At 70.3% G+C, this 22,091-nt stretch carries 24 protein-coding genes and 1 pseudogene; 10 read left to right on the plus strand and 15 right to left on the minus strand.

Features of this window, described 5'->3' with window-relative positions; genetic code table 11:
• Positions 1–42 precede the first annotated feature (42 nt).
• The 4 genes from ACGFR9_RS07175 (at position 43) to ACGFR9_RS07190 (ending at position 1,518) form a co-directional block, all read left to right on the plus strand.
• The gene (locus ACGFR9_RS07175; RefSeq protein ID WP_393203733.1) at positions 43–249 is read left to right on the plus strand and encodes a hypothetical protein; all 207 of its coding nucleotides are present in this window, start codon (positions 43–45) and stop codon (positions 247–249) included.
• 237 nt (positions 250–486) lie between these two features.
• Positions 487–1,071, plus strand: a complete 585-nt coding sequence (locus tag ACGFR9_RS07180) for a dihydrofolate reductase family protein (protein ID WP_393203735.1) — start codon at positions 487–489, stop codon at positions 1,069–1,071.
• 27 nt (positions 1,072–1,098) lie between these two features.
• Positions 1,099–1,290: a hypothetical protein gene (locus ACGFR9_RS07185; RefSeq protein WP_393203737.1), complete on the plus strand. Its 192-nt coding sequence runs from the start codon at positions 1,099–1,101 to the stop codon at positions 1,288–1,290.
• A 9-nt stretch (positions 1,291–1,299) separates the two neighbouring features.
• Positions 1,300–1,518 carry a hypothetical protein gene (locus ACGFR9_RS07190; RefSeq protein ID WP_393203739.1) on the plus strand — a complete coding sequence of 73 codons (219 nt, stop codon included), beginning with the start codon at positions 1,300–1,302 and terminating at the stop codon, positions 1,516–1,518.
• On the opposite strand, the gene ACGFR9_RS07195 is transcribed toward ACGFR9_RS07190, so the two are convergent.
• The 4 genes from ACGFR9_RS07195 to sodN form a co-directional block, all read right to left on the minus strand.
• Positions 1,515–2,261 carry a VOC family protein gene (locus ACGFR9_RS07195; protein WP_393203741.1) on the minus strand — a complete coding sequence of 249 codons (747 nt, stop codon included), beginning with the start codon at positions 2,259–2,261 and terminating at the stop codon, positions 1,515–1,517. The genes ACGFR9_RS07190 and ACGFR9_RS07195 overlap by 4 nt on opposite strands.
• The gene (locus ACGFR9_RS07200; protein WP_393203742.1) at positions 2,258–2,686 is read right to left on the minus strand and encodes a VOC family protein; all 429 of its coding nucleotides are present in this window, start codon (positions 2,684–2,686) and stop codon (positions 2,258–2,260) included. Before ACGFR9_RS07200 ends, ACGFR9_RS07195 begins: the two co-directional genes overlap by 4 nt.
• A gap of 9 nt (positions 2,687–2,695) precedes the next feature.
• Positions 2,696–3,118, minus strand: a complete 423-nt coding sequence (locus ACGFR9_RS07205) for a helix-turn-helix domain-containing protein (protein ID WP_393203744.1) — start codon at positions 3,116–3,118, stop codon at positions 2,696–2,698.
• Positions 3,119–3,259: 141 nt separating this feature from the next.
• Positions 3,260–3,655, minus strand: a complete 396-nt coding sequence (gene sodN, locus ACGFR9_RS07210; protein WP_030219831.1) for a superoxide dismutase, Ni — start codon at positions 3,653–3,655, stop codon at positions 3,260–3,262.
• A gap of 224 nt (positions 3,656–3,879) precedes the next feature.
• Here sodN and ACGFR9_RS07215 point away from each other — a divergent pair.
• Positions 3,880–4,053: pseudogene (locus ACGFR9_RS07215) on the plus strand (S26 family signal peptidase); the annotation flags it as partial.
• Positions 4,054–4,118: 65 nt separating this feature from the next.
• Here ACGFR9_RS07215 and ACGFR9_RS07220 read toward each other — a convergent pair.
• Positions 4,119–4,775, minus strand: coding sequence for a CGNR zinc finger domain-containing protein (locus tag ACGFR9_RS07220; protein ID WP_393203746.1), 657 nt, complete (start codon positions 4,773–4,775; stop codon positions 4,119–4,121).
• Positions 4,776–4,875: 100 nt separating this feature from the next.
• Between ACGFR9_RS07220 and ACGFR9_RS07225 the strand changes: the two genes are divergently transcribed.
• Positions 4,876–5,646 (plus strand): class I SAM-dependent methyltransferase, encoded by a 771-nt coding sequence (locus ACGFR9_RS07225; protein ID WP_393203748.1) that lies wholly within the window; start codon positions 4,876–4,878, stop codon positions 5,644–5,646.
• 62 nt (positions 5,647–5,708) lie between these two features.
• Here the strand turns inward: ACGFR9_RS07225 and ACGFR9_RS07230 are convergent, their stop codons facing one another.
• Genes ACGFR9_RS07230 through ACGFR9_RS07240 form a run of 3 tightly spaced genes read right to left on the minus strand, consistent with a single transcriptional unit; the run spans position 5,709 to position 8,423 of the window.
• Entirely contained in the window at positions 5,709–6,509 is an 801-nt protein-coding gene (locus tag ACGFR9_RS07230; RefSeq protein WP_393203750.1) for an amino acid ABC transporter ATP-binding protein, read from the minus strand.
• On the minus strand, positions 6,506–7,435 hold the full coding sequence (locus ACGFR9_RS07235) for an amino acid ABC transporter permease (RefSeq protein WP_393203752.1): 930 nt from the start codon (positions 7,433–7,435) through the stop codon (positions 6,506–6,508). The genes ACGFR9_RS07230 and ACGFR9_RS07235 overlap by 4 nt, the downstream gene beginning before the upstream one ends.
• Positions 7,436–7,463: 28 nt before the next feature.
• The gene (locus ACGFR9_RS07240) at positions 7,464–8,423 is read right to left on the minus strand and encodes an ABC transporter substrate-binding protein (protein ID WP_393203754.1); all 960 of its coding nucleotides are present in this window, start codon (positions 8,421–8,423) and stop codon (positions 7,464–7,466) included.
• A 584-nt stretch (positions 8,424–9,007) separates the two neighbouring features.
• Between ACGFR9_RS07240 and ACGFR9_RS07245 the strand changes: the two genes are divergently transcribed.
• The 4 genes from ACGFR9_RS07245 to ACGFR9_RS07260 all read left to right on the plus strand — a co-directional run bounded on the left by ACGFR9_RS07245 (position 9,008) and on the right by ACGFR9_RS07260 (position 12,229).
• A complete protein-coding gene (locus ACGFR9_RS07245) occupies positions 9,008–10,246 on the plus strand; it encodes an NADP-dependent malic enzyme (protein WP_393203756.1) in 1,239 nt (412 codons plus the stop codon).
• Between the two features lie 139 nt (positions 10,247–10,385).
• On the plus strand, positions 10,386–11,351 hold the full coding sequence (locus ACGFR9_RS07250; RefSeq protein ID WP_393203758.1) for a zinc-binding dehydrogenase: 966 nt from the start codon (positions 10,386–10,388) through the stop codon (positions 11,349–11,351).
• 105 nt (positions 11,352–11,456) lie between these two features.
• Complete coding sequence (locus ACGFR9_RS07255) at positions 11,457–11,666, plus strand: HTH domain-containing protein (protein WP_030219802.1); 210 nt, start codon at positions 11,457–11,459, stop codon at positions 11,664–11,666.
• Positions 11,666–12,229: a Clp protease N-terminal domain-containing protein gene (locus tag ACGFR9_RS07260; protein WP_393203760.1), complete on the plus strand. Its 564-nt coding sequence runs from the start codon at positions 11,666–11,668 to the stop codon at positions 12,227–12,229. Before ACGFR9_RS07255 ends, ACGFR9_RS07260 begins: the two co-directional genes overlap by 1 nt.
• Positions 12,230–12,236: 7 nt before the next feature.
• Here ACGFR9_RS07260 and ACGFR9_RS07265 read toward each other — a convergent pair whose 3' ends face one another.
• The 7 genes from ACGFR9_RS07265 to ACGFR9_RS07295 form a co-directional block, all read right to left on the minus strand.
• On the minus strand, positions 12,237–13,325 hold the full coding sequence (locus ACGFR9_RS07265; protein WP_393203762.1) for a helix-turn-helix transcriptional regulator: 1,089 nt from the start codon (positions 13,323–13,325) through the stop codon (positions 12,237–12,239).
• Position 13,326: 1 nt separating this feature from the next.
• The gene (locus ACGFR9_RS07270; RefSeq protein WP_393204022.1) at positions 13,327–14,202 is read right to left on the minus strand and encodes a DUF4097 domain-containing protein; all 876 of its coding nucleotides are present in this window, start codon (positions 14,200–14,202) and stop codon (positions 13,327–13,329) included.
• Between the two features lie 843 nt (positions 14,203–15,045).
• A complete protein-coding gene (locus tag ACGFR9_RS07275) occupies positions 15,046–15,228 on the minus strand; it encodes a DUF6104 family protein (RefSeq protein WP_018535226.1) in 183 nt (60 codons plus the stop codon).
• Between the two features lie 81 nt (positions 15,229–15,309).
• Positions 15,310–19,131 (minus strand): multifunctional oxoglutarate decarboxylase/oxoglutarate dehydrogenase thiamine pyrophosphate-binding subunit/dihydrolipoyllysine-residue succinyltransferase subunit, encoded by a 3,822-nt coding sequence (locus ACGFR9_RS07280; protein ID WP_393203764.1) that lies wholly within the window; start codon positions 19,129–19,131, stop codon positions 15,310–15,312.
• 291 nt (positions 19,132–19,422) lie between these two features.
• Positions 19,423–20,535: a sensor histidine kinase gene (locus ACGFR9_RS07285; RefSeq protein ID WP_393203766.1), complete on the minus strand. Its 1,113-nt coding sequence runs from the start codon at positions 20,533–20,535 to the stop codon at positions 19,423–19,425.
• Entirely contained in the window at positions 20,532–21,272 is a 741-nt protein-coding gene (locus ACGFR9_RS07290) for a response regulator transcription factor (RefSeq protein WP_030223674.1), read from the minus strand. The genes ACGFR9_RS07285 and ACGFR9_RS07290 overlap by 4 nt, the downstream gene beginning before the upstream one ends.
• A gap of 125 nt (positions 21,273–21,397) precedes the next feature.
• Positions 21,398–22,090, minus strand: coding sequence for a spermidine synthase (locus ACGFR9_RS07295; RefSeq protein WP_393203768.1), 693 nt, complete (start codon positions 22,088–22,090; stop codon positions 21,398–21,400).
• Position 22,091: the final 1 nt, after the last annotated feature.

The raw sequence follows: 22,091 nt of genomic DNA on the forward strand, positions 1-22,091 counted from the left end.
GGGAACAGGGACCTTCGGGGCCCGCCCCGGATGCCGGCGGCCGTGGTGACCGTGGGCGGCGCGGCCGCCGCGCCCCTGTGGACCGACGCCGCCGTGCGGCGCGCGGGTGAGCGGCGGGAGGCGGCCCGGCAGTGGGCGCAGTTGCGGCACGGCCCGCTGCCCGCTGCCCGCCGCGCCCGCGGCGCGGTCGCCGCCCTGGCCGTCGCCGGTCCGTCGCGGCAGCGGCGGCGGCCGTCGTCCTCGGTGTGATCGTCACGGTTTCGGCTCTGATCGTGGTCCTGTTCCTGGTCATCGCCGTACGGCACATCCGTGTGGTCCGCCGTGCGACGACGGGCCGCGCACACCACAAGCCCTGACCACCGGGCCACCACTATGCGGAACCCTCTCACCCACTTGCCCCCGGACCGATGAATCCCCTTGCACCACTACAGCTGGAGTACTACAAATGGAGTTGTTCGGAAGGGCAGTCCACGGAAAGAGACCGCGTTGCGCAAGCTCACGTACTACATCGCCTGCTCCATCGACGGGTTCATCGGCGACCCGCAGGGTGACGCGTCGGCGATGTTCGCCTTCGTCGACGAGGAGTTCTTCGGGTTCCTCGCGGCGGAGTACCCCGAGACGATCCCGACCCCCGGCCGCCGGCAGATGAACATCGACGACCTGCCGAACAAGCGGTTCGACACGATCGTCCAGGGCCGGGCCAGCTACGACGAGGCCCTGAAGGAGGGCGTCACCAGCCCCTACGCCCACCTGCGCCAATACGTCGCCTCCCGCACGCTCGGGGAGTCACCCGACCCCGACGTCGAGATCATCGCGGACGACCTGCCCGGCCGGGTGCGCGCGCTGAAGGCGGAGGACGGCGCGTACGGCGTCTACCTGTGCGGCGGGGCGGAGATCGCCGGTCAACTGCTCGACGAGATCGACGAACTGATCATCAAGACGTATCCCATCGTGCAGGGCTCCGGCATGCCGATGTTCGCCGCCGGCTTCTCGATCACGCAGTTCACGCTGGAGTCGGTGCGCACGTTCGGCAACGGCGTGCTGGTGCGGACGTACAGCAGGAAGCGCTGAACCGGTTCCCGGCCTACCCTGGATGGCATGGACAGCGAACAGCCGGTCTGTCCCGCCTGCGGACAGCCGGTGGAGATGGTGGTCCGGCGCCACAAGACGCTGGGCGCATGGGTACCGGTGTGGGAGCACGGCCCCTGCCACAACCCGAAGTGCGAGAAATCGCCGGACCTCGAGGCCGAGGAACCCGACACCACGGAAGCGGCCCCCACCAAGCGCTAGCGTGGCGGCATGGTGGGGCGTCGGGCTGTGGGCATCTGGTTGGCCGTCGTGATCGTCGGCGGCGGACTGACCCTGTGGCTGGGCGACGAGACGGAACCCGCGCCGCCGGCCGTCTGGGAGAGGACGGACCCGCGGCCGGCCGCCCCCCTCCCGCGCTGCCCGGTCCCCGACATCCCGCCGGACGTCGAGGACGGCCCGGTGGCCACCGCCTGCCTGGACAGGACCTAGGTGCCTGCCCGGCGTGGAAGGCCGCCCGTGTCCGGATCGCGGCCCGTCAGACAGTACGTACCGCCCGCCGGGTCCCGCATCACCGTCCAGTGGCCGAACGCGGCCACGAACACGGCCCCGGACTCCTCGTGCCGCGTCCGGGTGGCACGGATGTCGGCGCAGGCGAGATCCAGATGCGCGGAGACCGGCCGCTCCGCCGCCAGCCGCTGGAGCAGGATGCGCACGGGCAGCCCGGCCGGCGGCTTCACCACATGGAACTCCGGGAGCGAACCGGGTACGGATTCCCAGCCGGGCAACAGCTCGCTCCAGAAGGCGACTTCGGCGTCGTACGCGGACGGCGGGACATCGAGGCACACCTGGTCGAGGCGGCTGCCGTAGGTGACGGGCGGCCGCACCGACTCCCCGTGCCAGGGCACCGCACAGAACGACTGCCCCGCCGGGGACCGCAGTACGGCCCACCCCTCGTGCTCGGCGACCGTCTCCGCGCCCAGCCGCGACGCGTGCGCGACGAACCCCGGTAGGTCGTCCACGGAGAAGTCGAGATGAGCGCCGCCCGGCCCGGACACGATCCGCTGCACCCCCACGCAGGCGTCCGCACCCTCCGCCAGCAGGGTTGTGAACTCCCCGTGATCACCGCTGGGTTCGGACAGCCGCGTCCCCGTGACGGCCGTCCAGAACCCACCCGCCCGACCGGTCGCGGAAGCCGGCCGGTCGATGAAGGCGTACGTCCAGCGGACGGTCACCGACGGGGCCGTTCCATGAAGCGCAGCATGTTTCCGGCCGGGTCGCGGAACGCGCAGTCACGCACCCCGTACGGCTGGTCCACCGGCTCCTGGAGCACGTCCACACCGGCCTCACGGACGCGTTCGAAGAGGGCGTCGCAGTCGGTGGTGGTGAAGTTGACCCCGCGCAGCATGCCCTTGGCCAGCAGCTCCGCCATCGCCTGCCGGTCACCGGGGGAGGCGTCCGGGTTCGCGGCGGGCGGCTCGAGGACGATCTCCACGTCCGGCTGCTCCGGCGAGGCGACCGTCACCCAGCGCATCCCCTCGAACCCCACGTCGTCACGGACCTCGAGCCCCAGCACGTCACGGTAGAAGGCCAGCGCCTTGTCGTGGTCGTCGACTGCGATGAAACACTGCGCGAGCCGTACATCGTTTCCTGTGTCCATGGACCCACGCTAAAAGGTTTCGCTCGGATCGACCCGCGGCTTGCCCCGGACAGGCCGGGTGTACATCCGCGCCACGCACGGCGGAATGACCGCGCTCTCCTCGTGCGACCGCGATCGGTACGCGCTCGGCGTCTCCCCGACCAGCTCCGTGAACCGCGAGCTGAACGACCCCAGTGACGTACACCCCACCGCGAGGCACACCTCCGTCACCGAGAGATCCCCGCGCCGCAGCAACGCCTTGGCCCGCTCGATACGCCGGGTCATCAGATAGGCGTACGGCGTCTGCCCGTACGCCGCCCGGAAACTCCGCTGGAAGTGCCCGGCCGACATCAACGCGGTCCGCGCCAGCTCCGCGACATCGAGCGGCTCAGCGTACTCCCGGTCCATCCGGTCCCGGGCCCGCCGCAACCGTACGAGATCCTCCAGCTCCATCCGTCCAGACTCCCACGGCCCGCGTGACAGGGGGAGCCGTCCGGCGGACGCCGAAGGGCCCCGGCCGCAGGAAGCGGCATGGGACCCTTCGGGATGTCCGCAGACCCGCGATGGTGCACCGATCGCCGGTCGTGGCGCGGATCAGGCCTTCTTGGTCTCCCAGAAGATCTTGTCGACCTGGGCGATGTAGTCCAGGGCCTTCTGGCCGGTCGCCGGGTCCGTCGACGCCTTGGCGGCCGAGAGGGCCTTCAGGGTGTCGTTGACCAGCTGGTGCAGCTCCGGGTACTTCTCGAAGTGCGGGGGCTTGAAGTAGTCGCTCCACAGCACGGAGACGTGGTGCTTCGCCAGCTCGGCGCGCTGCTCCTTGATGACCGTGGCGCGGGCCTGGAAGTGCGGGTCGTCGTTGCCGGCCATCTTCTCCTGGACGGCCTTCACCGACTCCGCCTCGATGCGGGCCTGGGCCGGGTCGTACACGCCGCAGGGCAGGTCGCAGTGGGCGCTGACCTTGACCTTGGGGGCAAACAGGCGGGAAAGCATGGAGCGTTTCCTTCCTCGTGATCGTCTTCTCACACTGGACATTACTCCGTGACGGACGGCTTTTGGCGGGTGCCCCCGCGGGCTTAGGACAAAAGTCCGGGGTGAGACTGAGACTGGTGGAGGACGAACCGGGGAGGTGCCGGGTGATGCCGGAGCTGTCGCAGGACGCCGAGCGGGCGAGGGCGCCGCTGCCCTTCGGGGTGGCCGAGGTGACCGGGCCGTCCATGGTGCCCACGCTGCACCACGGGGACCGGCTCCTGGTGCACTACGGGGCCCGGGTCAAACGCGGGGACGTGATCGTGCTGCGGCATCCGTTCCAGCAGGACCTGCTCGTCGTCAAGCGGGCCGCCGAGCGGCGCGACGGAGGATGGTGGGTGCTCGGGGACAACAGGTTCGCGGGCGGTGACAGCACCGACTACGGGGTGGTGCCGGACGAGCTGGTGCTCGGCCGGGTCCGCTTCCGCTACCGGCCGCGCGGCTCCGAGAGGCGTTCACCGCTGGCCGTGGCCGGCTGGGTGCTGTCCTCGGCCCGGCCCGTGCTCTCGCTCTCCGGACGGTCGGCCTCCAGGCGTTTGCGGGCGCGGTAGGCGGCCACGTTGGCGCGGGTGGCGCAGCGGTCGGAGCAGTAGCGGCGGGAGCGGTTGGTCGAGGTGTCCAGGTAGGCGTTGCGGCACGGCGACGCCTCGCACAGGCCCAGGCGGTCGACGCCGAACTCGGTGAGGTGGAAGGCCAGGCCCATCGCGGCGATGGCGGCATAGCCGGCGGTCGCGTTGGACGGGTGGTCGGCGAGGTGCATGTGCCACAGCGGGCGGCCGTCGTCGTCACGGAAGTCGTGGCCGGAGATCTGCGGACTGACCGGGAACTCCAGCAGCAGGGAGTTCAGCAGGTCGACCGCGAGGGTCTCGTCGCCGCCGTCCGCCGCCTCGAACACCGAGCGCAGCCGGGCCCGGACCGAGCGGAACCGGGTCACATCGGCGTCGGCGGCGCGCCGGGCGGCCGACTGGTTCGCGCCGAACAGATCCCGCACGGCCTCCACCGAGGTCAGCGCGTCCTTCCCCCGGGCCGGTTCCTCGGTGTTGACGAGGCGTACGGCGTAATCGGAGTAATAGGCCAGTTCCACTTGTAGTCCTTACGCAGGGGATCTATCGTCAGGAGCGCGGTCTTGTAATGGACGATTCCGCACCCAGGGTATTACGGGACGTATGCGAGGGAGGCGCCCCATGACGGACGCGGACACCACCACGGCGGCCACCGACTGGCAGGCCTGGCAGGAGAGCTGGGACCGGCAGCAGGAGTGGTACATGCCGGACCGTGAGGAACGCTTCCGGATCATGCTCGACATGGTGGAGGCCCTCGTCGGCACCGCGCCGCGCGTGCTCGACCTCGCCTGCGGCACGGGCAGCATCACCGCCCGGCTGTTCGACCGGTTCCCGGACGCCACCAGCACCGGCGTCGACCTGGACCCGGCGCTGCTCGCCATCGCCGAGGGCACCTTCGAGGGGGACGACCGGGTCTCCTTCGTGACGGCCGACCTCAAGGACCCCGAGTGGCCGGCCGGACTGCCGTACGACTCCTACGACGCCGTCCTGACCGCGACCGCCCTCCACTGGCTGCACCGGGAACCTCTCGCGGACCTCTACGGGCACATCGCGGGGCTCGTCCGCGACGGCGGTGTCTTCATGAACGCGGACCACATGATCGACGACACCACGCCCCGGATCAACACGGCGGAGCGGGCGCTGCGCCACGCGCACATGGACCGGGCCAGGGCGGACGGCGCCCTCGACTGGGCCGACTGGTGGCAGCTCGCCGCACAGGACCCGGTCCTCGCCGGGCCCACCGCCCGCCGCTTCGAGATCTACGGCGAGCACGCCGACGGCGACATGCCGGCCCCGGCGTGGCATGCGCGCGTGCTGCGCGAGAAGGGGTTCGGCGAGGCACGGCCGGTGTGGTGCTCGCCGTCGGACACCCTGCTGCTGGCCCTGAAGTAGCACATGGGCGAGGGGCGGTACGGGGAATCCGTACCGCCCCTCCGCCGTGCGCGGGACCGCGCTCAGAGCACCTTGGACAGGAACGACTTGGTGCGGTCGTGCTGCGGGTTCGTCAGCACCTCGCGCGGGTGGCCGGACTCGACGACCACGCCGTCGTCCATGAACACCAGCGAGTCGCCCACCTCCCGCGCGAAGCCCATCTCGTGGGTGACGACGATCATCGTCATGCCGTCCTCGGCGAGGTCGCGCATGACGTCGAGGACCTCGCCGACGAGCTCCGGGTCGAGCGCCGACGTGGGCTCGTCGAAGAGCATCAGCTTGGGCTGCATCGCCAGCGCGCGGGCGATGGCCACGCGCTGCTGCTGACCGCCGGAGAGCTGGGCGGGGTAGTGGCCCCTGCGGTCGCCCAGGCCGACCCGGTCCAGCAGCCGCTCCGCACGCTCCCGGGCCACCGCCCTGGTCTCGCGCTTGACCTGGACCGGAGCCTCCATGACGTTCTCCAGCGCCGTCATGTGGGGGAAGAGGTTGAAGCGCTGGAACACCATGCCGATGTCCCGTCGCTGCGCCGCGACCTCCTTCTCCTTGAGCTCGTAGAGCTTGTCGCCCTTCTGCCGGTAGCCGACCAGCTCACCGTCGACGGACAGCCGGCCGGCGCTGATCTTCTCCAGGTGGTTGATGCACCGCAGGAACGTGGACTTGCCGGAGCCGGACGGGCCGATCAGGCAGAAGACCTCCCGCGCGTTCACCTCCAGGTCGATGCCCTTGAGGATGTGCGCCAGGCCGAAGGACTTGTGCACGCCCTCCGCCCTGACCATCGGGTGCCCGCTCGGGACGCTCACCACGTCCTTGTCGATCTTGCTCATCGGGTCACCTCCGGGCGGCCGAAGGAGTTGAACAGACGGAGGTTCTTCTTCAGGCGCTGCAGCGGCGTCGGCGGCAGACTACGCGTCGAGCCACGGGCGTAGCGGCGCTCCAGGTAGTACTGGCCGACGCTGAAGACGCTGGTGAGGGCCAGGTACCAGATGGACGCCACGAAGTACATCTCGACCACCGCCAGCGAGGTGCTGGAGACGTCGGTGGAGCGCTTGATGAGTTCGTTGAACTGCACCGCGTAGGCGAGCGACGAGGTCTTCAGCATGTTGATGAACTCGTTGCCCGTCGGCGGCACGATCACCCGCATCGCCTGCGGGAGCACCACCCGGCGCAGCGTCCTGGACTGGGTCATGCCCAGCGCGTGGGACGCCTCCGTCTGCCCCTCGTCGACGGACTGGATGCCCGCACGGACGATCTCGGACATGTACGCGGCCTCGTTGAGGCCGAGACCCAGCAGTGCCGCCAGGAACGGCGTCATCACCTGGTTCATCTCGTCCTTGTAGAACCCCAGGTTGAGGACGGGGAACACCAGCGCGATGTTGTACCAGATGAGCAGCTGGACCAGGACCGGCGTGCCGCGGAAGAACCAGACGTAGAAGTAGGCCACCGTGCTGGTGACCGGGTTCGACGACATCCGCATGACGGCGAGGACCACACCCAGGACGAGGCCGAGCGCCATGGCGAGCACGGAGATGTACAGCGTGTGCCAGGCGCCGGACAGGATCGTGCCGTCCGTGAGGTAGTCCGGGATGATGCCGTAGTTGATGTTCGCGTTGGAGAAGGCGATCCCGATCAGTACCAGGATGGCGATGACCACCGCGCCGGCCACCCAGCGGCCGTAGTGGCGCACCGGGATCGCCTTGATCTGTTCCGGCGGCACCGATGGCGCCGGAACCTTGTCAACCGTGTCTGTCACAGCGACTGCCCTTCAGTGTTGCCGAGGTTCAGGAACCGCCGTTGATCTTCGCCTCGGTCACCGCACCGTCGGTGACGTTCCACTTCTCCAGGATCTTGGTGTACTCGCCGTTCTCGAGGATGGCGTTCATGGCCGCCTGGAGGGCGTCCCGGAGCTGGGTGTTCTCCTTGCTGACGCCGATGCCGTACGGACCGGCCTCGATCTGCTCACCGACGACCTCGAAGTCCTTGCCGCCGCCCGAGGTCTTGGCGTTGTAGGCCGCGACCGGGAAGTCGTTCAGGTCGGCGACGGACGCGCCCTGCTTCAGCCGCAGCAGCGCCTCGGGGTCGGTGTCGTAGGTCTGGAGCTTGATCGCCTTGTTGCCGTCCTCGGTGCACTTCTTGTTCTGCGCGTTCGCGATGCCCTCGGAGGTGGTGCCGCGCTGCAGCGCCACCACCTGGCCGCACAGGTCGTCCAGGGACTTGATGCCCTTGGGGTTGCCCTTCTGGACGAGGATCGACGTACCGGCGGTGAAGTAGTCGACGAAGTCGATGCCGTCGCCGGCCTTCTTGCCGGTGTCCGAGTCGATGCCGTTCTGGCGGTCCGCGGTGTCGTTCATCGCGGACATGATCACGTTGAAGCGGTTGGACTGCAGACCGACGATGAGCTGGTCGAACTTGCCGTTCTGGAAGTCGAACTCCACCCCGAGCTGCTTGCCCAGGGCCTCCGCGATGTCGGGGTCGATGCCGACGGCCTTGCCGTCCTTCATGAACTCGACCGGCGGGTACGCGATGTCGGAGCCCACCTTGATGACGCCCGCCTTGCGGATGTCGGCCGGGAGCTTGTCGGCGAGCGGCGCGTTGGACGAGTCGGCGGTGCCGCTGTCGCTGCTCTTGTCCGTCTGGTCACCGCAGCCGGTGAGAATCAGTGCGCCTGCGACCGCGATCGCGCCGACCGCCGCAAGACGGGAACGCGCGGCGGTGGTACGACGGGTGGTGCTTGCGGTCATGGTGGGTTCCTCCGGCGGATGGGTGGAGATGCCGATGGGTGGGCCACTGCCGATGGGGTACCGACAGCGCCGCAGGTCGACGAGAACACACGTCTTCGAGTGTCGCGACCTCGTGCGATTACGGCATCTTGCCATTCGGTCTGAGCCATTCAGGGGGCCCGTGATGTCAAAATCGGATAACGGGTCGTACCCGAACCACACCACTCCGGGACATCCGGCCGAAGAGTCTGCGGGAATCAGCCACTCTGACCGGAAGATCTGCGGCCAAGTCCAGGATGTGGACGCACCCGCCGAGGTTTTTGTCGTTTTTGTGGGCTTGCTCGTAGCCCGTCGGGCGCTTGTCCTGATATGGAGCGACAATTCAGAGCGGCGGCATGTGACCTTCGCGTTATGGACTCGTCGCCGACGGCGTCCGTCCGGTAAGAAGGATCCTCACACCCCTCATCCGGGGCTCAGGGCGCGTGTGCGGCGTGCCCGTCGTGTTCGGCCCGTACGCATCATCCCTCCGGGCCTTGCGCGGTCCCGCCCACCCCTCACCAGGAGTGGCAACCCTCAAACCATGAACACTTAAGGGGTAAAACCAAGTGGCAGCGGAGATTGTCAATCCTCGCAGCGACAGCGAAAGCCGGACCGGTCATACGGAGCAGGGCGACGGGGCAGAGCCCCTTGACTCCTTCGACCCGGCGTTCGCGCTGCACCGCGGCGGCAAGATGGCTGTGCAGGCCACTGTGCCGATCCGCGACAAGGACGATCTGTCCCTGGCGTACACGCCCGGCGTCGCGAAGGTGTGCAGCGCGATCGCCGAGCAGCCGGACCTCGTCCACGACTACACGTGGAAGTCCCAGGTCGTCGCCGTCGTGACGGACGGTACGGCCGTGCTGGGCCTGGGTGACATCGGGCCCGAGGCGTCCCTCCCGGTGATGGAGGGCAAGGCCATCCTCTTCAAGCAGTTCGGCGGTGTGGACGCGGTCCCGATCGCGCTGGCCTGCACCGATGTGGACGAGATCGTCGAGACCGTGGTCCGGCTCGCTCCATCCTTCGGCGGGGTGAACCTGGAGGACATCTCGGCGCCCCGCTGCTTCGAGATCGAGAAGCGGCTGCAGGAGCGGCTGGACATCCCGGTCTTCCACGACGACCAGCACGGCACGGCGGTCGTGACGCTGGCGGCGCTGCGGAACGCGGCACGGCTGAGCGGGCGGCCGCTCGGTGATCTGCGGGCCGTGATCTCGGGCGCGGGAGCGGCGGGTGTCGCCATCGCCAGGATGCTGATCGAGGCCGGTATCGGCGATGTCGCCGTGGCCGACCGCAAGGGCGTCGTCTCGCGGGACCGCGGGGACCTCACGCCGATCAAGACGGAACTGGCGTCCTTCACCAACAAGGCCGGAATCTCCGGTTCGCTGGAGTCGGCTCTGTCCGGCGCCGACGTCTTCATCGGCGTCTCCGGCGGTACGGTGCCGGAGCCGGCGGTGGCGTCGATGGCCGAGGGCGCGTTCGTCTTCGCCATGGCCAACCCGAACCCCGAGGTGCACCCGGAGATCGCGCACAAGTACGCGGCGGTCGTGGCCACCGGGCGGTCGGACTTCCCGAACCAGATCAACAACGTGCTGGCGTTCCCCGGCATCTTCGCGGGCGCGCTGCAGGTGCGCGCCTCCCGGATCACCGAGGGGATGAAGCTGGCGGCGGCCGAGGCGCTGGCCTCGGTGGTGGGCGACGATCTCGCCGCCGACTACGTCATCCCGTCCCCGTTCGACGAGCGGGTCGCCCCCGCGGTGACGGCCGCGGTGGCCGCGGCCGCCCGTGCGGAGGGTGTCGCCCGCCGCTGAAGCGCGTGGACCGCCGGCCGGCCCCGTCCCCTGCTGGGCGGGGCCGGCCGTCTTTCGCCGGTGTGCCCGGTGGCAAGAGGGCGTGTCTCACAGCGGGGCCTGGTTCCTTCGGCGGGGCGGGGAACCTATCGTCAAGGTCATGTTCGCCGTCTACGCCGCCCGAATCGACCGCGACCAGCCGCTCACGGGTCTGGAGTCGGGAGAGCGTCCCGCTCCCGAGTCCCGGCCCGGCTGGAGCACCGTCACGGTCAAGGCCGCCTCCCTCAACCACCATGACCTCTGGTCCCTGCGGGGCGTCGGCCTCGCGGAGGACAAGCTGCCGATGATCCTCGGCTGCGACGCCGCAGGCGTCGACGAGGACGGCAACGAGGTCGTCCTGCACTCCGTGATCGGCCAGAGCGGGCACGGGGTGGGTCCCCGCGAGCCCCGGTCCATCCTCACCGAGCGCTACCCGGGCACCTTCGCCGAGCAGGTCGCCGTGCCCACCTGGAACCTTCTGCCCAAACCGAAGGAGCTCTCCTTTGAGGAGGCCGCCTGTCTGCCGACCGCCTGGCTGACCGCGTACCGGATGCTGTTCACCAACGCCGGGGTACGGCCCGGGGATTCGGTGCTGGTGCAGGGGGCCGGAGGTGGCGTCGCCACCGCCGCGATCGTGCTCGGCAAGGCGGCGGGGCTACGGGTCTTCGCCACCAGCCGGGACGAGGCCAAGCGCAAGCGCTCGCTCGAACTCGGGGCCGTGGAGGCCGTGGAGACCGGGGCGAGGCTGCCACAGCGGGTCGACGCAGTCATCGAGACCGTGGGCGCCGCCACCTGGTCCCACTCGGTGAAGTCGCTGCGTCCCGGCGGCACGCTGGTGATCTCCGGCGCCACCAGCGGTGACCGGCCCTCGCACGCCGAGCTGACCCGGATCTTCTTCCTGGAGCTCAAGGTCGTCGGGTCGACCATGGGCACCAAGGACGAGCTGGAGGATCTCCTCTCCTTCTGCGCCGCCACGGGCGTACGTCCCGTCATCGACGAGGTGCTGCCCCTGGACCGGGCACGGGAGGGCTTCGAACGGATGGAGTCCGGCGGGCAGTTCGGCAAGATCGTGCTCACCACTCCCTGACGGAGGGGCTGAGAAGGCCTGCACGGCCGGTCCGGGTCTCCGGGCCGGCCGTCGGCATGTCAACTGGGGTTGACATGCCGTACCCCGTCAACTTACGTTGACATCATGACTGAGGCAACCGACCTCGCCGAGCGCGCGGGCGACCGTGACCCACGGGTCGGCCTGCGGGCCGTCGCCGCCCTGCGCCGGCTGCTGGAGCAACTGGAGACCGTGCAGGTGCGCAACGCGCGCCATCAGGGCTGGTCGTGGCAGGAGATCGCGACCGAACTCGGGGTCAGCAGGCAGGCCGTGCACAAGAAGTACGGGAGGCATTGATGTTCGAGCGGTTCACGAAGGACGCCCGTGAGGTGGTGAAGGGGGCGGTCGAGTACGTCGACGGGACGCAGACGGGGACCGTCGACGCCGAGCATCTCCTGCGGGCCCTGCTGGAACGCCGGGCGAGCCGCGCGTCCTTCGCGCTGGCGGCGCTCGGTGTGGACGAGCGGGGGGAGTCCGTACGGCGGGCGCTGGACGAGGCCCGGCGCCGGGCCGGTCTGTCGCGGGCCGAGTCCGACGCCCTCGCCGGACTGGGGATCGACGTCTCGGAGATCGTCGCCAGGGTGGAGGAAACCCATGGCGTCGGGGCGATGTCCGGCGACCGCGGGGAGAAGGGCTGGTGGTCGGGGCGCCGCAGCTTCGGCCGGGGCGCCAAGGACGTACTCGAAGGGGCCCTGCGGGTCGCCGTGGCCCGCAGGGACCGTCATATCGGCGACGAGCACATCCTGCTCGCCCTCACCGCCCGCCCCGGGGTGCCCGCCGAGGTCCTCGCCGACCACGGTGTGACCTACGAGTCCGTCACCCGCGTGCTGTACGGGAGCGGCGACGCCAAGGCGGGCTGACGCCGGATCAGCCCTTCCCGGTGGGCGGCCCCGCGTGCGGGGCGCGGAGTATCACCCCGATGTGGGCCGCCGCCGTGGACAGATGGCGGCGGGCGTCGCGGAGCTGGGCGGCGGTGACTCCCTGGTCGCGGGCCGCGTCCCGGATGTCGTCCCGGAAGCGGTCCAGCAGCCGGTCCAGGTCACGGGCCGGGTCGCCGGTGGACTCCGCGGCGTCCTCGTGCGCCCAGGTCGGGGTGTAGTCGGCGGGGAAGTCCTCGGGGGTGTGGGAGTACGACGGCTCGGACGTCTTGCCGGAGGTTCCGGTGCCGGGGCTTCCTGAGCCGGGGCTACCCGTGCCTGTGCGGCCGAAGGCGAAGTCCTTGCCGAACTCGCTCATCTCCTTGGCCAGTTCGCCCAGGCCCTCACGCAGTCCGGTCGGCCAGTCGCCCCGGGCGAAGTGGCCCTGTACCTGTTCCTGGACCTGCCGCACGATGCGCTGCACCTCCTCTTGCGCCCTGTCCTGCGCCTCCTTGGCCTGCCGGCGGGCGCGCTGGGCCTCCTCGCGGGAGCGGCGGCTCTCGTCCTTGGCGCGCCGGGCCTGTTCCTTCCACTCCTGCTTGGCTCGGCGCATCTCCTCCTTGGCGGCGCGCCAGGCGTCCTTGTCGCCGAACATCGTGAAGTCGCCGAAGGCGCCTTCCTCCGCGCCGGACGCCCCGCCCGTACGGCTCTGGCGGGCCTGGCCGGCGGCGGCCCGCATCTCGCGGCGCAGATCGCCCGCCGCCCCGCTGACGTCGGCGCGGATCTCCGCGGCCAGTTCGGCGACGGACTCCCGGATCTCCAGCTCCAGATCGGCCAGTTCGCCGCTGCGGTCGGCCAGTTCGGCGCGGCCGGCGTCGGTGATGGAGTACACCTTGCGGCCGCCCTCGGTGGTGTGGGTGACCAGACCCTCCGCCTCCAGCTTGGCCAGACGCGGGTAGACCGTGCCCGCCGAGGGCGCGTACAGCCCCTGGAAGCGCTCCTCCAGGAGGCGGATCACCTCGTAGCCGTGGCGCGGGGCCTCGTCCAGCAGCTTCAGCAGGTACAGGCGGAGGCGTCCGTGGGCGAAGACGGGGGGCATGTCAGAGCACCTTCTTGTCGGTCGTACCGGCATTGTCTCCCGAGCCGGGCCGCGGTTCGGGCTCCCCGGCTGCCGCGGCCGGGCGGCGCAGCAGGGCGATGGAGCCCGAGACGGTGGTGGCGCGCAGCTTGCCGCTGCCGGTGCCCAGGCGGCCGGTGAGCTTGTGGGCGCCCCACTGGCCCTGGACCCGGAGGTCGTCGAAGGCGTTGGAGATGGCGCCGCTCGCGGTGTTGGCCTCCACCTCGGCGTCGGCCGGGTCCGGCAGGCGAATGGCTATTTCACCCGAGACGCTGGTCAGCCGGACGTCGGTGGGGCCGCCGGGGTCGAGGTCCACGATCATCGATCCGCTGACGGTGTCCGCCCGTACGGAGGAGCCGGAGCCCTCGACGACGGTGAGGTCGCCGGAGACGGAGGCGAAGCGGAGGTCGCCCGTGACGGACTGGGCCTCCACGCTGCCGGACACGGTGTCCGCACGGACCGGGCCGGAGAGGGCGACGAGGGTGGTGTCGCCGGCGACCCCCTTCACCGCGGCGCGGGCCTGGATGCCGGAGAGGACGGCGGCGGCGCCGACCACGCCCACCTCTACGCGGGTCTGTGCGGGGACGGCGAGGGAGACCACCGCGCTGCGGCGCCAGCCCTTGCGGTCGAGCCACTTGAGGAAGCCCTTCCAGGGGAGGTCTTCGTAGGCGACCGTGAGGGTGCCGCTGTGGTGGGTGACGGTGAGGGGCGGGCCGTCTATGTCGGAGACCTGGAGGTGGGCCTCGGGGGCGTCGGTGCCGACGATGTTCACCGTGCCGTTGACGACGCGGACGTGGAGGTCCGTGACGGGGGTGTCGAAGGTGAGCTTTGTGGGGTGCGCGACGGTCCACTCGGTCATGGGGGCCTCCAGCTGGGGACGCGGCATATCGCGTCTGTACGTGATTCACGATATATCGCGGGAGGGGAAAGTCAAGACACTCGATGTGGTGAACCGGGGGGTTTGTGTCGGGTGTCTGGGCCGGGGCCGTTGCTGGTGTTGGCCGGGGGAGGGCTGGGCCGCCCGGGCCCCCCGGGGTGCTGGCGCGCTTGTGTTGCCCCGGGGGCGCGGTTGCCTGTGGGGTGCGGGGTGCGGGGTGTGGGGTGTGGGGTGCGGGGTGCGGGGTGCGGGGTGCGGGGTGCGGGGTGCGGGGCGCGGGGTGTTCGCGCGGCCCGGCGCCTACGGGGTGCCGTCGCGCCCACCCGTGCCGCCCTGCGGCACGATTGCCCGCGGAGAGCGGAGAGCGGAGAGCGGAGGGCGGAGGGCGGAGGGCGGAGAGCGGAGAGCGGAGAGCGGAGAGCGGAGAGCGGAGAGCGGAGGGCGGAGGGCGGAGGGCGGAGGGCGGAGGGCGGAAATGCGGGGGTACGGCGGCGAGCTGTCAGCGGAGGGCGGTCGTGCGGCAGCGGCTGGGAGCGGGCGCGGAGGGGTGCGGTGCGGCTGCCCTCGGAGGGCGGCCGACGGGGCGGTACGGACTGTTCCGCGGAGGGCGGCCGACGGGGGCGGTACGGACTGTTCCGCGGAGGGAGTCGGCGGGCGGTAGCGGCCGTCGGCGGGGCGGCGGATGTGGCTGGTCGAGCGGGGGTGGCTGTCCGGCGTTCGGCCGCCATCGTTCTGCTCGTCCTGGCGGGAGGTGGCAGCGACCGGCCGCGGGCTGTCCCGCGGGGCGCAGGGTGGGCGGCGGCCCGTGGGTGTCCGGGGAGGGGGTCAGTCCTCGTCGTCCTCGTCGTCCAGGCGGGCGAGCCAGGTGGCCAGGCGTTCTACCGGGACCTCGAAGTCGGGGTTCAGGTCGACGAAGGTGCGGAGTTGTTCGGCCAGCCACTCGAAGGTGACCTCCTCCTCCCCGCGCCGCTTCTCCAGTTCCTCGATGCCACGGTCCGTGAAGTACATGAGGACAAGGATAGGTGCGGGAAAACGGGCGGGCCGCACCCCCCGTGAGAGGGGTGCGGCCCGTACGGACGGCCGGAGAGGCTACGCGTCGAAGACCTCGCGCACCAGCTGCTCCTGCTCGGCCTGGTGGCGCTTCGCGGAGCCGACCGCGGGGGACGAGCCGTGCGGCCGCGAGATGCGGCGCAGACGCTCGTCGTGCGGCAGGTCCGCGCCGACCGACAGGTCGAGGTGGTCGATCAGGTTGAGCGCGATGAACGGCCAGGCACCCTGGTTCGCCGGCTCCTCCTGGGCCCACAGGTACTTCTCGGCGTTCGGGTACTTCTTGATCTCCGCCTGGAGCTCGGCACCCGGCAGGGGGTACAGGCGCTCGATGCGGATGATCGCCGTGTCCGTCGTGCCGCGCTTCTTCCGCTCGGCGTCGAGGTCGTAGTAGACCTTGCCGGCCGTGAAGACGACCTTCTTCACCGCGGCCGGGTCGACCGTGTCGTCGCCGATGACCGGACGGAACTGGCCCGAGGTGAACTCCTCCGCCTTCGCCGCCGCGGCCTTCAGGCGCAGCATCGACTTCGGGGTGAAGACGACCAGCGGCTTGTGGTGCGGGTTGTGCGCCTGCCACCGCAGGAGGTGGAAGTAGCTCGACGGCGACGTCGGCATCGCGACCGTCATGTTGTTCTGGGCGCAGAGCTGCAGGAACCGCTCCGGACGAGCCGAGGAGTGGTCCGGGCCCTGGCCCTCGTAGCCGTGCGGGAGGAGCAGGACCACACCGGAGGTCTGGGCCCACTTCTGCTCCGCCGAGGAGATGAACTCGTCCACGACCGTCTGCGCGCCGTTGACGAAGTCACCGAACTGCGCCTCCCACAGCACGAGCGCGTCGGGGCGGGCCAGCGAGTAGCCGTACTCGAAGCCCATCGCCGCGTACTCGGACAGCAGGGAGTTGTAGACGTTCAGCCGCGACTGGTCCTCGGAGAGGTACTGCAGCGGCGTGTACTCCTCGCCCGTGCTGCGGTCGATGATGACCGCGTGGCGCTGGCCGAAGGTGCCGCGCTGGGAGTCCTGGCCCGCGAGGCGTACCGGGACGCCCTCCAGGAGCAGCGAGCCGAGGGCGAGGGTCTCGCCCATGCCCCAGTCGATGGTGCCGTCCTCGACCATCGTCGCCCGGCGCTGCAGCTGCGGCAGCAGCCGCGGGTGGACGGTGATGTGGTCGGGGATGTTGACCTGGGACTCGGCGATCCGCTTGACGGTCTCCGTGGTCACCGCGGTGTTCACGGCGACCGGGAACTCGGCCTGCGGGTCCGAGGTCTCGACCGTGGCCGGCTGCGAGGTGGCCTCACGGACCTCCGTGAAGACCTTCTCCAGCTGGCCCTGGTAGTCCTGCAGCGCCTGCTCGGCCTCTTCCAGGGTGATGTCGCCGCGACCGATGAGGGACTCGGTGTAGAGCTTGCGCACCGAGCGCTTCTTGTCGATGAGGTCGTACATCAGCGGCTGGGTGAAGGCGGGGTTGTCGGTCTCGTTGTGACCGCGGCGGCGGTAGCAGATGAGGTCGATCACCACGTCCTTGTTGAACGCCTGGCGGAACTCGAAGGCGAGCCGCGCCACGCGGACGCAGGCCTCGGGGTCGTCGCCGTTCACATGGAAGATCGGGGCCTCGATCATCCGCGCCACGTCCGTCGCGTACATCGACGAGCGGGACGACTCCGGGGCGGCGGTGAAACCGACCTGGTTGTTGATGACGACGTGGACCGTGCCGCCGGTGCGGTAGCCGCGCAGCTGCGACATGTTCAGGGTCTCGGCCACCACGCCCTGGCCCGCGAAGGCCGCGTCGCCGTGGATCGCCACCGGCAGGACGGTGAAGTCCGTGCCGCCCTTGCCGATGATGTCCTGCTTGGCGCGGGCGACGCCCTCCAGGACCGGGTCGACCGCCTCCAGGTGGGAGGGGTTGGCGACCAGCGAGACCTTGATCTGCTCGCCGTCCAGCCCGGTGAAGGTGCCCTCGGCGCCCAGGTGGTACTTCACGTCGCCGGAGCCGTGCATCGACTTCGGGTCGAGGTTGCCCTCGAACTCGCGGAAGATCTGCGCGTACGACTTGCCGACCACGTTCGCCAGCACGTTCAGCCGGCCGCGGTGGGCCATGCCGATGACGACCTCGTCGAGGCGGGACTCGGCGGCCGAGTCCAGCACCGCGTCGAGCAGCGGGATGACGGACTCGCCGCCCTCCAGGGAGAAGCGCTTCTGGCCGACGTACTTCGTCTGCAGGAAGGTCTCGAAGGCCTCCGCCGCGTTCAGCCGGCGCAGGATGCGCAGCTGCTCCTCGCGCTCGGGCTTGGTGTGCGAGCGCTCGATGCGGTCCTGGATCCACTTGCGCTGCTTCGGATCCTGGATGTGCATGAACTCGACACCGGTGGTGCGGCAGTACGAGTCGCGCAGCACGCCGAGGATGTCGCGCAGCTTCATCAGGGTCTTGCCGGCGAAGCCGCCGACCGCGAACTCGCGCTCCAGGTCCCACAGGGTGAGCCCGTGCTCGGTGATGTCCAGGTCGGGGTGCTTGCGCTGCTGGTACTCCAGCGGGTCGGTGTCGGCCATGACGTGGCCGCGGACCCGGTAGGAGTGGATCAGCTCGAAGACACGGGCGGCCTTGGTGACGTCGTCGTCGTGGGACGCGTCGATGTCCTTGAGCCAGCGGACCGGCTCGTAGGGGATGCGCAGCGCCTCGAAGATCTCGTCGTAGAAGTTCTTCTCGCCGAGCAGCAGGTTGGCCACCGCGCGCAGGAACTCGCCGGAGGCGGCGCCCTGGATCACCCGGTGGTCGTAGGTCGACGTGAGCGTCATGACCTTGGAGATGCCGAGCTTGTTCAGGGTGTCCTGGGAGGTGCCCTGGAACTCCGCCGGGTAGTCCATGGCGCCGACGCCCATGATCACCGACTGGCCGGGCATCAGCCGCGGCACGGAGTGGACGGTGCCGAGTCCGCCGGGGTTGGTCAGGGAGACCGTGACACCGGTGAAGTCGTCCATCGTCAGCTTGTTGTCGCGGGCGCGGCGGACGATGTCCTCGTAGGCCTGCCAGAACTCGAAGAAGTTCAGCGTCTCGGCCTTCTTGATGGCCGCGACGACCAGCTGGCGGTCGCCGTTGGGCTTCACCAGGTCGATGGCCAGACCGAGGTTGACATGCTCCGGCTTCACCAGGGTCGGCTTGCCGTCCACGCGCGCGAACGAGTGGTTCATCGTCGGCATGGCCTTGATGGCCTGCACCATCGCGTAGCCGATGAGGTGCGTGAAGGAGATCTTCCCGCCCCGGGCCCGCTTGAGGTGGTTGTTGATGACGATGCGGTTGTCGAACAGCAGCTTCACCGGGACCGCGCGCACGGATGTGGCCGTGGGCAGCTCCAGGGAGGCGTCCATGTTCTTCACCACGGCGGCGGACGGGCCGCGCAGGGTGACCTGCTCGGGGCCGGCCTTCGCCGCGTCGGCGGGCTCGGTCTTCGGCTTCGCGGCGGCCGGCTTGGCGGCGGGCGCGGCGGCCTTCGCCGGGGCCGGAGCCGCGGCAGGCGCCTGGGCCGGGGCGGCGGGAGCCTGGGCGGCCGGCTGAGCGGCGGCAGCGGGCTGCGCGGCCGCCGGCCGCGCCGGGGCGACCGGCCGGGCCGGGGTGGCCGGCTGGGCCGTGGGGGTGGAGGTTCCCGCGGCCCCCGCGGCCGCGGTACCCGCCGGAGCCGAGGCGGCAGGCGCGCCCGGCTTGTAGTCGGCGAAGAAGTCCCACCAGGCTCGGTCGACCGAGTTCGGGTCCTGGAGGTACTGCTGGTAGATCTCGTCGACGAGCCATTCGTTGGCACCGAAGGCCGCTGCGGGGTTCTTGCCCGCTTGGTCGGTGTCGGTCGAGATGCTCGAGTTACTGGGGGACTGTGGCGACACGGCGTCAACCGCCCTCTTCCGCTTCGCAAGATGATGGACAGCGGAAATAAAGGCTACGCCCCCGAGAGCGAGAAGGTCAGGTCGGGCCCGTTCATCGTCGCGTAAGTCACATTGCGGCAAGCGTTTCGGGGCATGAAATGGCGGGAAACAACCGTGGTTTCGATTCTTCCGGCCGCGTCAGGCATCACTCCGCCGGGCCTCGGCGCTCAGCTCGCGCGGGCCTCTGCCTGATCACACGTGTCCGTCAGGGTGGACACGGATGGATCTTGCGGCTCCGCTTCGAACTTTACGTCAACTTGGTACGGAAGAGGCTTCCGGAAGAGTGATGAGGATCCGGCAGCCCCGCTCGGATTCGGCCACGCCGATCCGGCCGCCGTGCAGATCGACGGCCCAGCGGGCGATCGCCAGGCCCAGTCCGGTGCCGCCGTCGCTGCCCGGCCCGTGCGGCCGGTTGACGTTGCCCCGGTTGAAGCGCTCGAAGACCCGGTGCCACTCGGTCCGCGGAATGCCGGGCCCCTCGTCCAGCACCTCCAGCTCCAGCGACCCCTGCTGCGCCCCGACCCGCGCCCTGACCGTCACCCGGCCGTGCGGCGGGCTGTGCTTGACCGCGTTGTCGATCAGGTTCGCGACGACCTGGTGGATGCGCTCGGGGTCGGCGTGCGCGACCAGCTCGGGCGGCGACACGTCGAGGTGCAGATGAACGTCCGTACGCGTGTGGCTGCCCGAGCCGGAGGCCATGCCCGCGCGGGCGCTGGAGACCATGTTGGCCTCCTTGAGCACCCCCGACAGATACGGCCACACCTCGAACCGCCGCTTCTTCAGCGGCACCACGCCGTTGTCCAGGCGGGACAGGTCCAGGAGGGTCTCCACGAGGCGGCCCAGCCGCTCGGTCTGCTTGAGGGCCGTACGCATGGTCTCGGGGTCGGCCTCGGTGACGCCGTCGACGATGTTCTCCAGCACCGCGCGCAGACCCGCGATGGGGGTGCGCAGCTCGTGCGAGACGTTGGCGACCAGCTCCTTGCGCTGGCGGTCCTGGGCCTCCAGCTCGTCCGCCATGACGTTGATCGTCTGGGCCAGGTCGCCGAGCTCGTCCCAGCGGTTCTCGCGGACCCGGCGGGTGTAGTCGCCGTGCGAGATGGAACGGGCCACGGCGTTCATGTCGTCCAGCGGCGCGGTGAGCGAGTGCGCCACGAACTGGGTGATCAGCAGCGTGGCGATCATCGAGAACACCGTGATGAAGCGCAGCTCCGTCTCGGTGTGCACGGCGATCACCGACAGGCCGGTGGTGATCAGGACCGACACGACGACGAGCGCGCCCAGCTTGGTCTTGATCGAGAACGGGCGTACACCGCCCCAGGGCGGCTGCGCCCCGGGGCCTCTGCGTCCGGCCGGCCCGTCGCTCATGGCGTCGGCGTCTCCAGGGCGTAGCCCACGCCGTGCACGGTGCGGATGCGCTCGGCGCCGATCTTCCGGCGCAGCGCCTTGATGTGGCTGTCGACCGTGCGGGTGCCGGAGGCGTCCGCCCAGTCCCAGACCTCGGCCAGCAGCTGCTCCCGGGAGAGCACCGCGCGCGGGGTGTTCGCCAGGCACACCAGGAGGTCGAACTCGGTGGGCGTCAGATGGACGTCCTCGCTGCGCACCCGCACCCTGCGCTGCGCGTGGTCGATCTCCAGCTCGCCCAGGCGCAGGATGCCGCTGCGCGGGGTCGTCGCCGCGAGGGCCGCCCGCTCCATGCGGCGCAGCAGTACGTGCACGCGTGCCGCCAGTTCCCGCATGGAGAAAGGCTTCGTCATGTAGTCGTCGGCGCCGACGCCCAGCCCGACCAGCATGTCGGTCTCGTCGTCGCGCGCGGTGAGCATCATCACCGGCACCGGCCGCTGGGCCTGCACGCGCCGGCAGACCTCCAGGCCGTCGAAGCCCGGCAGCATGATGTCGAGGATCAGCAGATCGGGCTGCCAGGCCTCCGCCGTGTCCACCGCGGACGGGCCGTCGCCCGCCGTTTGCACCAGGAATCCCTCGGCGCGGAGGCGAGTCGCGATGGCGTCCACGATCGTCGCGTCGTCCTCGACCACCAGGACCCTGCGCTGTGCGCCGGGGGTGGTCGTGGCCGTGCCGTTGTGGGAGGTGTGTGTCTGCTCCATCGCCCGCCCCTGAGGTGTGCTTTTTCCGGAATCCGTGGGGTGATCCGTCGTCTGCGCATCACTGCTATTGACGCTTGAATGATCCGCGTCAGGGCAGCAGCGTACGGGGAGTCACCGCGGCTTTGCTATCCAGGGCGGACGCCGATGTGCACGACGTCCGGAACGCCCCGGGCAACGGGGACCTCATCGGTACGCACCCCCTGGAACCCGGCATTCCGCAAGGTTTCTTCGAATTCCGGGGAGGGCTTGGCCGACCATACGGCGAGTACCCCGCCCGGTCTCAACACCCGCGCGCAGGCCGCCAGTCCGGACGGCTCGTACAGGCCCTCGTTGTCCTCGGTGACGGTCCAGTCGGGCCCGTTGTCGATGTCGAGGCAGAGCGCGTCGAACGTGTCCGACGTCTCATCGAGGTACCCGACCAGGTCCGCCTCGACGATCTCCGTGCGCGGATCGGCCAGCGCCTTCGCGGAGATCGCGGCGAGCGGTCCCGCGCGGTGCCATCCGATGACGGCCGGTTCGCGTTCCACCACCGCGATCCGTCCCCAGCGGGACTGGCCGGCCGCGTGCGCCAGCGAGAAGCCCACCCCGAGACCGCCGATCAGCACGTGCGGGGCCGCCGCCGCGCGCGGGCCGAGGGCGGCGAGCGCGACATCGACGAGCCGGCGCTCCGAGCGGCCGTCGGAGGTGTCCATCAGGAAGCAGCCGTTGGCGATGATCTGCAGCAGACCACCGTGCCTGCGCAGCACGACCTCGCCGTACGGGCCCTCGCGACGGTCCAGGACTTCGGGGGGTTCGGGAATGCCGTACGGGGTGGACATG

This window comes from Streptomyces sp. NPDC048584 (assembly GCF_043199595.1).
In the GTDB taxonomy this organism is placed as follows: domain Bacteria; phylum Actinomycetota; class Actinomycetes; order Streptomycetales; family Streptomycetaceae; genus Streptomyces; species Streptomyces edwardsiae.

Bases quoted from the DNA above. Each gene is read 5' to 3' on its own strand.
- ACGFR9_RS07275 (WP_018535226.1), bottom strand. From the start codon at position 15,228: ATGTACTTCACGGACCGTGGCATCGAGGAACTGGAGAAGCGGCGCGGG.
- ACGFR9_RS07265 (WP_393203762.1), bottom strand. From the start codon at position 13,325: ATGCCCCCCGTCTTCGCCCACGGACGCCTCCGCCTGTACCTGCTGAAG.
- ACGFR9_RS07205 (WP_393203744.1), bottom strand. From the start codon at position 3,118: ATGGAGCTGGAGGATCTCGTACGGTTGCGGCGGGCCCGGGACCGGATG.
- ACGFR9_RS07225 (WP_393203748.1), top strand. From the start codon at position 4,876: ATGACGGACGCGGACACCACCACGGCGGCCACCGACTGGCAGGCCTGG.
- ACGFR9_RS07185 (WP_393203737.1), top strand. From the start codon at position 1,099: ATGGACAGCGAACAGCCGGTCTGTCCCGCCTGCGGACAGCCGGTGGAG.
- ACGFR9_RS07230 (WP_393203750.1), bottom strand. From the start codon at position 6,509: ATGAGCAAGATCGACAAGGACGTGGTGAGCGTCCCGAGCGGGCACCCG.
- ACGFR9_RS07200 (WP_393203742.1), bottom strand. From the start codon at position 2,686: ATGGACACAGGAAACGATGTACGGCTCGCGCAGTGTTTCATCGCAGTC.
- ACGFR9_RS07190 (WP_393203739.1), top strand. From the start codon at position 1,300: ATGGTGGGGCGTCGGGCTGTGGGCATCTGGTTGGCCGTCGTGATCGTC.
- ACGFR9_RS07295 (WP_393203768.1), bottom strand. From the start codon at position 22,090: ATGTCCACCCCGTACGGCATTCCCGAACCCCCCGAAGTCCTGGACCGT.
- ACGFR9_RS07290 (WP_030223674.1), bottom strand. From the start codon at position 21,272: ATGGAGCAGACACACACCTCCCACAACGGCACGGCCACGACCACCCCC.
- ACGFR9_RS07270 (WP_393204022.1), bottom strand. From the start codon at position 14,202: ATGACCGAGTGGACCGTCGCGCACCCCACAAAGCTCACCTTCGACACC.
- ACGFR9_RS07240 (WP_393203754.1), bottom strand. From the start codon at position 8,423: ATGACCGCAAGCACCACCCGTCGTACCACCGCCGCGCGTTCCCGTCTT.
- sodN (WP_030219831.1), bottom strand. From the start codon at position 3,655: ATGCTTTCCCGCCTGTTTGCCCCCAAGGTCAAGGTCAGCGCCCACTGC.
- ACGFR9_RS07255 (WP_030219802.1), top strand. From the start codon at position 11,457: ATGACTGAGGCAACCGACCTCGCCGAGCGCGCGGGCGACCGTGACCCA.
- ACGFR9_RS07260 (WP_393203760.1), top strand. From the start codon at position 11,666: ATGTTCGAGCGGTTCACGAAGGACGCCCGTGAGGTGGTGAAGGGGGCG.
- ACGFR9_RS07250 (WP_393203758.1), top strand. From the start codon at position 10,386: ATGTTCGCCGTCTACGCCGCCCGAATCGACCGCGACCAGCCGCTCACG.
- ACGFR9_RS07285 (WP_393203766.1), bottom strand. From the start codon at position 20,535: ATGAGCGACGGGCCGGCCGGACGCAGAGGCCCCGGGGCGCAGCCGCCC.